Below are 8458 nucleotides of genomic sequence, written 5' to 3' on the forward strand. Positions count from 1 at the left end.
CACCGCGGCCGCCGCCGCGACACCGACGAACGCGAGCCGCCAGCTCACCTCCGCCGCGAGCCCGCCGAGCAGCGGCGCCGAGGTCTGCCCGGCCGCCTGCAGCGAGGCGAACAGCCCGAGCGCCCGGCCGAGCCGTTCGCGTGGGGTCGTCGCCGCGATCGTGGCCAGCAGCAGCGGCGTGGTGAACGCGTTCGCCACGCCTTGCACGCCCCGGCCGGCGAGCAGCAGCGGGAACGACGTCGACGCCACGCACACCACCGAGCCGGCGATCGACACCAGGTAGGCGCCGAGCACGCTGCGCCGCAGCCCCCAGCGCGCGCCGAGCGTGCCGGAGAACAGCATCAGCACCGCGAACGGCACCAGGTACGCGGTGATCGTCGCGGACGCGGCAGGCGCGGACACGCCGAAGTCCGCTCCGAGCTCGGGCAGCATGGCCGCGGTGACTCCGCCGCCGAACGGCCCGAGGAACCCGCCCGCGTACACCCCCGCGACCGCGAGGCGGCGGCGGTCGATCAACTCAGGCCACTCAGGCGCCGGGACCGGTCGGCCCGCGGCCGGGACCGCCCGGCCGGCGCCGGCGCAGGTACCGCTCGAACTCGGCGGCGATCGCGTCGCCGCTGGTCTCGTTCAGCGCGGTCTCCGCGTCGCCGCGCTCCTCGAGCGCCCGCACGTAGTTGCGCACGTCCTCGTCCTCGGCGGCCATCTCGCTGACCGTCTGCTGCCACTCCTCGGCCTGGTCGGGCAGCTGGCCGAGCGGCACCTCCAGGTCGAGGACCTCCTCGAGACGATGCAGCAGCGCGAGCGTGGCCTTCGGCGACGGCGGTTGGGAGACGTAGTGCGGCACCGCGGCCCAGATGGAGATCGCCGGCACGCCGGCCTGCACGCAGGCGTCCTGGAGCACGCCGACGATGCCGGTCGGGCCCTCGTAGCGGGACCGCTCCAGGCCGAACCGGGCGGCCGAGGCCGCGTCGTAGGCGGTCCCGGTCACCGGCACCGGGCGGGTGTGCGGCGTGTCCGCGAGCAGCGCGCCCAGCGTCACGACCGTGGTCACGCCCAGCTGGTCGATCTGCTCGAGAAGCTCGGCGCAGAACCGCCGCCAGCGCATGTTCGGCTCGATGCCGTGCACGAGCACCACGTCCCGGTTCGAGCCGGGCGGGCGGCAGACCGACAGCCGGGTGGTCGGCCACTCGACCCGCCGGGTCACCCCATCCACCATGCGCACGGTCGGGCGGGTCACCTGGAAGTCGTAGTAGTCGTCCGGGTCGATCTCCACCAGCTCCGTCGCCTCCCAGGTGAGCTGGAGGTGCTCGATGGCGGCGCTCGCCGCGTCACCAGCGTCGTTCCAGCCCTCGAAGGCGGCGACCAGTACGGGTTCCACGAGCTCGTGGTCCTCCGCTGGTAGGGGCTGGTTCGTCGGCTGCTGGTCCGGGTCGGTCACCGGGCAAGCCTACGACCCGTGCCGATCGGCGGGGGATCGTAGGCTGGGTCGCATGCCGGCCGCCGTCCTCTGGGACCTCGACGGGACCCTGCTCGACTCCGAGAAGTTGTGGGACATCCCGCTGTACGAGCTGACCGAGAAGCTGGGCGGTGAGCTGTCCCTGGCCACCCGGCAGGCCATGGTCGGGACGAACGTGAAGCGCACGCTCGACCTGCTGTACGCGGAGGTCGGCATCGACTCGCCGTCCGCCGAGCAGCTCGCGGACGGGGCGGCGTGGATCGACCGGCGGATGGCCGAGGTGTTCGGCGGCTCGCTGCCGTGGCGACCCGGCGCGCGCGACGCGCTCGCGACGGTGCGCGCGGCGGGCTTCTCGATGGCGCTCGTGACCTCGACCGAACGGGACCTCACGGAGATCGCCCTCGACACCATCGGCCGGACGCTGTTCGACACCACGGTGTGCGGCGACGAGGTGGACGGGCTCAACAAGCCGCTCCCCGAGCCGTACCTGCGCGCCGCCCGGCGGCTCGGCGTCGACCCGGCCGCGTGTGTGGCGATCGAGGACTCCCCGACGGGCACCGAGTCGGCGGTGGCCGCGGGCTGCACGGTGTTGGTCGTGCAGTGCGAGGTGCCGGTGGAGCCGGGAGAGCGGCGGGTGTTCCGGGACTCGCTCGAGGATCTGACGGTGGCCGACCTGACCGCACTGGTGGCCTAGCCGCGCTGCTCCGGATGGACGATGGCAGGATCTGGCTCGTGAAGACGTTCGACGAGTTGTTCGCCGAACTCCGCGAGCGGGCCGAGCTGCGGCCCGAGGGCTCCGGCACCGTCGCCGCGCTCGACGCCGGGGTGCACGCGCAGGGGAAGAAGGTGCTCGAGGAGGCCGGCGAGGTGTGGATCGCCGCCGAACACGAGTCCGACGAGCGCCTCGCCGAGGAGGTGTCCCAGCTGCTGTACCGCGTCCAGGTCCTCATGCTGGGCCGCGGCCTCGGCCTCGACGACGTGTACCGCCACCTCTGAGCCTCAGTTTGGGAGACACCATGTTGCGGGTTGCCGTGCCGAACAAGGGCGCGCTAGCCGGACCGGCCGCCGAGATGCTCGCCGAGGCCGGATACCGCGGCCGGCACGAGTCGCGTGACCTCACCGTGCTCGACCCCAACAACGACGTGGAGTTCTTCTTCCTGCGCCCCAAGGACATCCCGATCTACGTCGGCTCGGGTGAGCTCGACCTCGGGATCACCGGTCGCGACCTCGCGCTGGACTCGGGCGCGGCGGTCACCGAGCGGCTCGCTCTCGGGTTCGGCGGCTCGACGTTCCGCTACGCGGCGCCCGCGGGCCGGGAGTGGCGGGTCGCGGACCTCGCCGGCAAGCGGCTCGCGACCTCTTACCCGCGCCTGGTTCGCGCCGACCTCACGGCGCGCGGCATCGACGCCGAGGTCATCCGGCTGGACGGGGCGGTCGAGATCTCCGTGCAGCTGGGCGTGGCCGACGCGGTGGCCGACGTCGTCGGGTCGGGGCGGACGCTGCGCCAGCACGACCTGGTCGCCTTCGGCGACCCGATCTGCGAGTCCCAGGCGGTGCTGCTGCACGGCGCGGCCGCCGAGCGTTCGCCGGCGAAGGACCAGCTGGCCGCGCGGCTGCAGGGCGTGGTGTTCGCGCAGCAGTACATGATGCTGGACTACGACTGCCCGAAGCCGCTGCTCGACGAGGCGATCACGATCACTCCCGGCCTCGAGTCGCCGACCGTCGCGCCGCTCGCGCACCCGGAGTGGGTGGCGGTGCGCGCCATGGTGCCGCGCAACGACGCCAACCTGGTGATGGACCGGCTCGCCGCGCTCGGCGCAAAGGCCGTGCTGGCCTCCGACATCCGGTCCTGCCGCCTCTGACGCCAGTCGGCCCTGCCGGCGCGGACGGGCTAGCCCTGCGGGCGGACCAGCAGCGCCTGCGCGCCCCGGCCGACCGGCCCGTTCGAGTCATGTAGCACCGAGAACGCCGAACCGACGCCGTCCGGGCCGATGGCCGTCGTGGCGTCCAGCCCGACCCACTCGCCCGCCGGCTCCCGGTAGAGGTGCACGGTCAGCTCCGAGTTGATGAACAGCCACTCGAGCGGGTTCATCCGGCTCGACACCCCGTTGCCGGAGTCGGCCACGACGAACACGCGCTGCAGGCCGGTGGGCCGCTCGCCCGCCACGAGGTCCACGCCCTGGCGCGCCCACACCGTCGCCGGCCCCGGCTCGCCCAGGTGCCCGACCAGCGCCCGCCACTCCATCGCGTCCAGGTAGCCGAAGCCCCAGCTTTCCGGGCGGTGCATCGGTTTCCCGTCCTCCGGCGGCGCCAGCGGCTCGTCCACCCCCACCGCGACCGCGGACGTGTCCGACCGCGCATGCCGCCACGCACGGGCCCGCGCCACCGTGCGGCCGCCGGCCGACAGCTCCGCGCCGAGCAGCTCCACCGAGCGGCCCGGCCGCTCCACTCCAGCGGACACGGACAGCTCCGCCACCGGCACCGGGCCGAGGATCTCCACCGTGACGCGGGCGACCAGCATCGGTGCCGCGGCCGGGAGCGCCTCGAGCGCGCGCACCAGCAGCGCGCTCGGCGGCCCGAGGTGCTGCGTCTTCGGCGACCACGGACCGGTGGAGTGCACAGTCGAGTCGAACCGGCCGTCGCCCAGCGGCTCGTAGAAGGCGTCGCTCACGACGCCCCCTCGCAGGCTCGGTGCCGCCGCTCGCGGTCGCCCTGTGTCGATGATTCGCTCGCAAGCTCGCTCATACCGCGAAGCTAGCGGTGCGGCCTTGGACCGACCAACGCAACCTCAGGGGAACGTGACGGCGGCCAGCCACAAGTACGTGGAGATCGGCACGATTCGCTGGAACGCGACCAACACCTTGAACTTCGGGGAGGCGGACTGAATCAGTCGGCGCGGTCCAGCGGGGTCTCCTCGCCGGGATCCGGTTCCGGCCAGCCCGGGTACTCCGGCGGCGTGCCGCCGTACGCCGGGCACAGCGCCTGATGCGCGCACCAGTCGCACAGCCGGCTCTTGTTCGGCCGGAAGTCGCCCGTATTCCCGGCCTTCAGGATCGCCTGCCACACCGCGTCGAGGGTGCGCTCGAATCGGGTCAGCTCCGCCTCGTCCGGGGTGTAGGTGAGCGACTGGCGGTCCGCGAGGTACATCAGCCGCAGCTGCCGCGGCACCACGCCGCGCAGCCGCCACAGCACCAGCGCGTAGAACTTCATCTGGAACAGCGCCTTCGCCTCGCCGATCTCGCGCGGCGCGGTGCCGGTCTTGTAGTCGATCACCCGGATCTCGCCGGTGGGCGCCACGTCGAGGCGGTCGATGTAGCCGCGCAGCAGCACTCCCGAGCTCAGCTCGGTCTCCACCAGCAGCTCGCGGGCCTCCGCGTCGAAGCGGCGTGGGTCCTCCAGCGTGAAGTAGCCCTCGATCAGCTGGCTGGCCGTCTCGAGCCAGCCCGCCAGGGCCTCGTCGTCGGTGAACAGTTCCCCGAGCTCCGGGCGCTCCTCGCGCAGCCGCTGCCACACCGGCGGCAGCAGGCCGTGCGCCCGCTCCGGCACCCGCTCGGCCGCCGGCAGGCCGAACAGCTCCTCCAGGACCGCGTGCACCACGATGCCGCGCACCTGTGCGGGCGTCGGCTTCTCCGGCAGCCGGTCGACCGCGCGGAACCGGTAGAGCAGCGGGCACTGCTTGAAGTCCCCGGCGCGGGACGGCGAGAGCGCGGGTCTGCGCGGCGCCCGCACGTCGGCGGTGACGTTGGCGCCGTCGGCGAGCTCGGCTGTCTCCGTCATGGCCCAAACACTAGGCGAGGGCACCGACACTCCGGGCAGCCGTCGCCACGCGTGTCGGCCCCGATCGTGGGGTGCGGCCATCACGACAGACCCACATCCGGACCCATACCCTGCAAGGGTGAGCAGGACCTGGGCCTCGGACCGGGACGGCGGGCTGCTGCTGTTCCGGTTCCGTGGCGTGCCCGTGCTCCTCTCGCCGTCCTGGTGGGTCGGCTCCGTCGCGGTGATCGTGCTCTACGCGCCGCTGGTCAACCGGTTCCTGCCGGAGGCGACCGCGGTGGTCTCGATCCTGCTCGCGGCCGCGTTCGCGGTCCTGCTCGGCGCGTCCGTGCTGGCCCACGAGCTCGGGCACTGCGTGGTCGCGCTGCACCTGGGGATCCCGGTCCGCCGGCTGCGGCTGTTCCTGCTCGGCGGGCTCGCGGAGATCACCCGGACGCCGCGCAGACCCGCGCACGAGGGCGTGATCGCCGCGGCCGGGCCGGCGGTGTCGGCCGTGCTCGCCGCGCTGTGCGGCTTCGTGCTGCTGTTCATGCCGGCCGAGGGACCGGTGTGGCTGCTCGTCCTCGAGTGCGCGGTGGCCAACGTCGCCGTCGCGGTGTTCAACCTGCTGCCCGGGCTGCCGCTGGACGGCGGCCGGATGCTCCGCGCGGGCGTGTGGGCGATGTTCGGCGAGCGGGGGATCGGCACGCGGGCGGCCGTGGTCGGCGGCTGGCTCGTCGCCGGGCTGCTGATGCTGTGGGCGCTGTGGGGCCTGGCCACCGAGAGCCCGGACCGCTGGCTGCGGCTGGGCGTGTGCGCGCTGACCGCATGGTTCGTCGCGTCCGGCGCGCGCGGCGAGCTGGCCTCGGACCAGCGCCCGACCTGGCCGGAAGGCCTCACGCTCGCCGGTCTCACCCGACCGATCCTGCAACTGCCCGCGGAGAGCCCGGTCGCCGACGCGTTGAGCGCCGCGGCCGGCCGGGGCGTGGTCCTGGTCCGCGCGGACGGGGTGGCCGTGGGCCTGCTCGACCCGTTCGCCGCGGAGCGGCTCTCGGAGCTGTCGCCGATGGCACCCGCCGAGCAGGCCGCCGAGCCGATCCGGCCGGAGTCCGTGCTGCTGGACTCCGAGCCGGGGGAGGACATCGTCGAGCGCGTGCAGGAGACCGCCGCCTGGCAGTTCCTGGTGGTGGACCGGGACGGCCGCCCGGCCGGCGTGCTCCGGCGCGAGGACCTCAAGGCCGGGCTCGCCGCCCGGCAAACCGGCTAGGACGTAGGAATCGGGTTCGGCGGGACCTCACGGCTCGTCGAGGAACCGTCCTCGGAGCCGTCTTCGGAGCCTTCCTCGTAGACGCCGCAGACCCGCCACTCGCCGTCCTCCCTGGCGACCGTCATGTTCCTCGTCTGCTCGTCGCCGTCGCCGACCTGGCGCTCGGTCAGGAGGAACGTGGCGCCCTCGGAGGTCCGCTCGAAGTCCTTCATCCGGATCCGGATGCGATCACCCGGGCTGGGCGTGGCGCTGTAGCTCTCCGCGAACTCCTTGGCGTCCGCGATGTCGTCCTCCATCTGCGTGAAGTCGTCGCGGCACGTCACGGGCTTCAGCGGCGCGAGGTCGACGTCGGCGATCTCGGTGTTGAGCGCCTTCTCCAGCTCCCGCACGTAGGTCTGGGCCGCGGCCCGGGCGCTCCGGTCCTCGTCGCCGCCACTGCCCGCACCCGGGTCGCCCTCGTCGCCGAGCAGGAAGTACGCGCCGACCGCGCCGCCGCCGATGACCAGGATCGACACGATGATCAGGGCGGTGATCAGGCCGGTCCGCGGCTTCGACGGCGGCGGTCCGACCGGGAAGCCGCCAGGCGCCCACGGGTCCTGCTGCCAAGGACCTTGGTTGTACGGGCCCTGCTGCTGGTACGGGCCTTGCTGGTACGGACCCTGGTTGTAGGGCCCCTGCTGGGGACCGTACGGCCCCGGCTGGTTCGGGTCCGGCGGTTGCTGGCCATAGGGCCCGGGCGGCTGCGGCGGGTACGTCATGATCCCCCCTGCGATCGACGATGGCACGCGGCGGCCAGACTAGTGTCACGCGAACTCGAACGAAGGGAGCAGGGTGGCGGAGGTCAGGGCGAGCGGGCCCTTCCGAGAAGGGGACCGGGTGCAGCTCACCGATCCGAAGGGCAGGCACTACACCCTCGTACTGACCCCGGGCGGGCAGTACCACACGCACCGCGGCGCCGTGGCCCACGACGACGTACTCGGCCGGCCGGAGGGCTCGCTGGTCAGCTCCGTCGGTGGCACCGCGTACCTCGCGCTGCGGCCGTTGCTCGCCGACTACGTCCTCTCGATGCCGCGCGGCGCGCAGGTGATCTACCCGAAGGACACCGGGCAGATCCTCGTGTGGGGCGACGTCTTCCCCGGCGCGCGGGTGCTCGAGGCGGGTGCCGGCTCCGGCGCGCTGACCTGCTCGCTGCTGCGCGCCGTCGGGCCCGAGGGCCGGGTGACCTCCTACGAGGTGCGCGCGGACCACGCCGAGCACGCCGTCCGGAACGTCACCGCGTTCTTCGGCGAGCGGCCGGCCAACTGGGAGCTGCACATCCGCGACCTCGCCGAGCACGGCGCCGACGAGGCTGCCGAGGGCGGGGGCGGCGAAGAGGCCGACCGGATGATCCTGGACATGCTCTCGCCGTGGGAGATGCTGCCCGTCGCGGCGCGCAGCGTGATCCCCGGCGGCGTGCTGGTGATCTACGTGGCCACGACGACCCAGCTGTCCCGGGTCACCGAGGCACTGCGCGAGCAGCAGTGCTGGACCGAGCCGCAGGCGTGGGAGACGCTGATGCGGCCCTGGCACGTGGTCGGCCTGGCCGTGCGCCCCGAGCACCGGATGGTGGCGCACACGGCGTTCGTGCTGACCGCCCGGCGGCTGGCCGAAGGCGTCGTCACCCCACGCCAGCAGCGCCGGGCCCAGCGGGCCTGACCCGCCGGGCTACGGCACGCACCACTTGCCGCCGCGCTTCTCCATCGGCAGCGGCACCACGGTCGGCTCGCTGCCGTCGATGGACAGCTCGATCTGCGCGGTCGCCTTGTCACCGGTGATCTGCGGCGGCTCGGCGAGCCGGGCGGTGGCGTCGGGCGGGAACTCCTCGACCGAGCCGACCGTGCTCGGGTCGCAGCTGAGCTTGCGCATCGCGTCGACGTCCCGCGCGCTGATCGCGGTCGCGGCCTGCTCGGCCGCGGTGCGGGCGGCGGCCACGTTCCGGT

At 73.5% G+C, this 8458-nt stretch carries 10 protein-coding genes and 1 pseudogene; 5 read left to right on the forward strand and 6 right to left on the reverse strand.

Annotation, left to right across the window (positions count from 1 at the left end):
- Window positions 1-516: MFS transporter (locus ACRDSK_RS28750; protein ID WP_431444490.1), on the reverse strand; the 516-nt coding region annotated here is incomplete at its 3' end.
- Window positions 517-526: 10 nt separating this feature from the next.
- The gene (locus tag ACRDSK_RS28755; RefSeq protein ID WP_431444491.1) at window positions 527-1438 is read right to left on the reverse strand and encodes a PAC2 family protein; all 912 of its coding nucleotides are present in this window, start codon (window positions 1436-1438) and stop codon (window positions 527-529) included.
- A 52-nt stretch (window positions 1439-1490) separates the two neighbouring features.
- On the opposite strand from ACRDSK_RS28755, the gene ACRDSK_RS28760 reads away from it, so the two are divergent.
- The 3 genes from ACRDSK_RS28760 to hisG are packed head-to-tail and all read left to right on the forward strand — an operon-like array spanning window position 1491 to window position 3318.
- Complete coding sequence (locus tag ACRDSK_RS28760) at window positions 1491-2150, forward strand: HAD family hydrolase (RefSeq protein WP_431444492.1); 660 nt, start codon at window positions 1491-1493, stop codon at window positions 2148-2150.
- 38 nt (window positions 2151-2188) lie between these two features.
- The gene (locus ACRDSK_RS28765; protein ID WP_431444499.1) at window positions 2189-2452 is read left to right on the forward strand and encodes a phosphoribosyl-ATP diphosphatase; all 264 of its coding nucleotides are present in this window, start codon (window positions 2189-2191) and stop codon (window positions 2450-2452) included.
- Between the two features lie 20 nt (window positions 2453-2472).
- Window positions 2473-3318 (forward strand): ATP phosphoribosyltransferase, encoded by an 846-nt coding sequence (gene hisG, locus ACRDSK_RS28770; protein WP_431444493.1) that lies wholly within the window; start codon window positions 2473-2475, stop codon window positions 3316-3318.
- Window positions 3319-3347: 29 nt separating this feature from the next.
- Here the strand turns inward: hisG and ACRDSK_RS28775 are convergent, their stop codons facing one another.
- Window positions 3348-4127: a thioesterase family protein gene (locus tag ACRDSK_RS28775; protein ID WP_431444494.1), complete on the reverse strand. Its 780-nt coding sequence runs from the start codon at window positions 4125-4127 to the stop codon at window positions 3348-3350.
- A gap of 215 nt (window positions 4128-4342) precedes the next feature.
- A complete protein-coding gene (locus ACRDSK_RS28780) occupies window positions 4343-5233 on the reverse strand; it encodes a RecB family exonuclease (protein WP_431444495.1) in 891 nt (296 codons plus the stop codon).
- A gap of 118 nt (window positions 5234-5351) precedes the next feature.
- Between ACRDSK_RS28780 and ACRDSK_RS28785 the strand changes: the two genes are divergently transcribed.
- Window positions 5352-6479 carry a site-2 protease family protein gene (locus ACRDSK_RS28785; RefSeq protein ID WP_431444496.1) on the forward strand — a complete coding sequence of 376 codons (1128 nt, stop codon included), beginning with the start codon at window positions 5352-5354 and terminating at the stop codon, window positions 6477-6479.
- Here ACRDSK_RS28785 and ACRDSK_RS28790 read toward each other — a convergent pair.
- A complete protein-coding gene (locus tag ACRDSK_RS28790) occupies window positions 6476-7237 on the reverse strand; it encodes a hypothetical protein (protein ID WP_431444497.1) in 762 nt (253 codons plus the stop codon). The genes ACRDSK_RS28785 and ACRDSK_RS28790 overlap by 4 nt on opposite strands.
- Window positions 7238-7310: 73 nt before the next feature.
- Between ACRDSK_RS28790 and ACRDSK_RS28795 the strand changes: the two genes are divergently transcribed.
- Window positions 7311-8174: a tRNA (adenine-N1)-methyltransferase gene (locus ACRDSK_RS28795; RefSeq protein ID WP_431444498.1), complete on the forward strand. Its 864-nt coding sequence runs from the start codon at window positions 7311-7313 to the stop codon at window positions 8172-8174.
- Between the two features lie 9 nt (window positions 8175-8183).
- On the opposite strand, the pseudogene ACRDSK_RS28800 reads toward ACRDSK_RS28795, so the two are convergent.
- Window positions 8184-8458 (reverse strand): annotated as a pseudogene (locus ACRDSK_RS28800) (hypothetical protein); the annotation flags it as partial.

It is taken from the genome of Actinophytocola sp., assembly GCF_050699915.1.
Classification (GTDB): domain Bacteria; phylum Actinomycetota; class Actinomycetes; order Mycobacteriales; family Pseudonocardiaceae; genus Actinophytocola.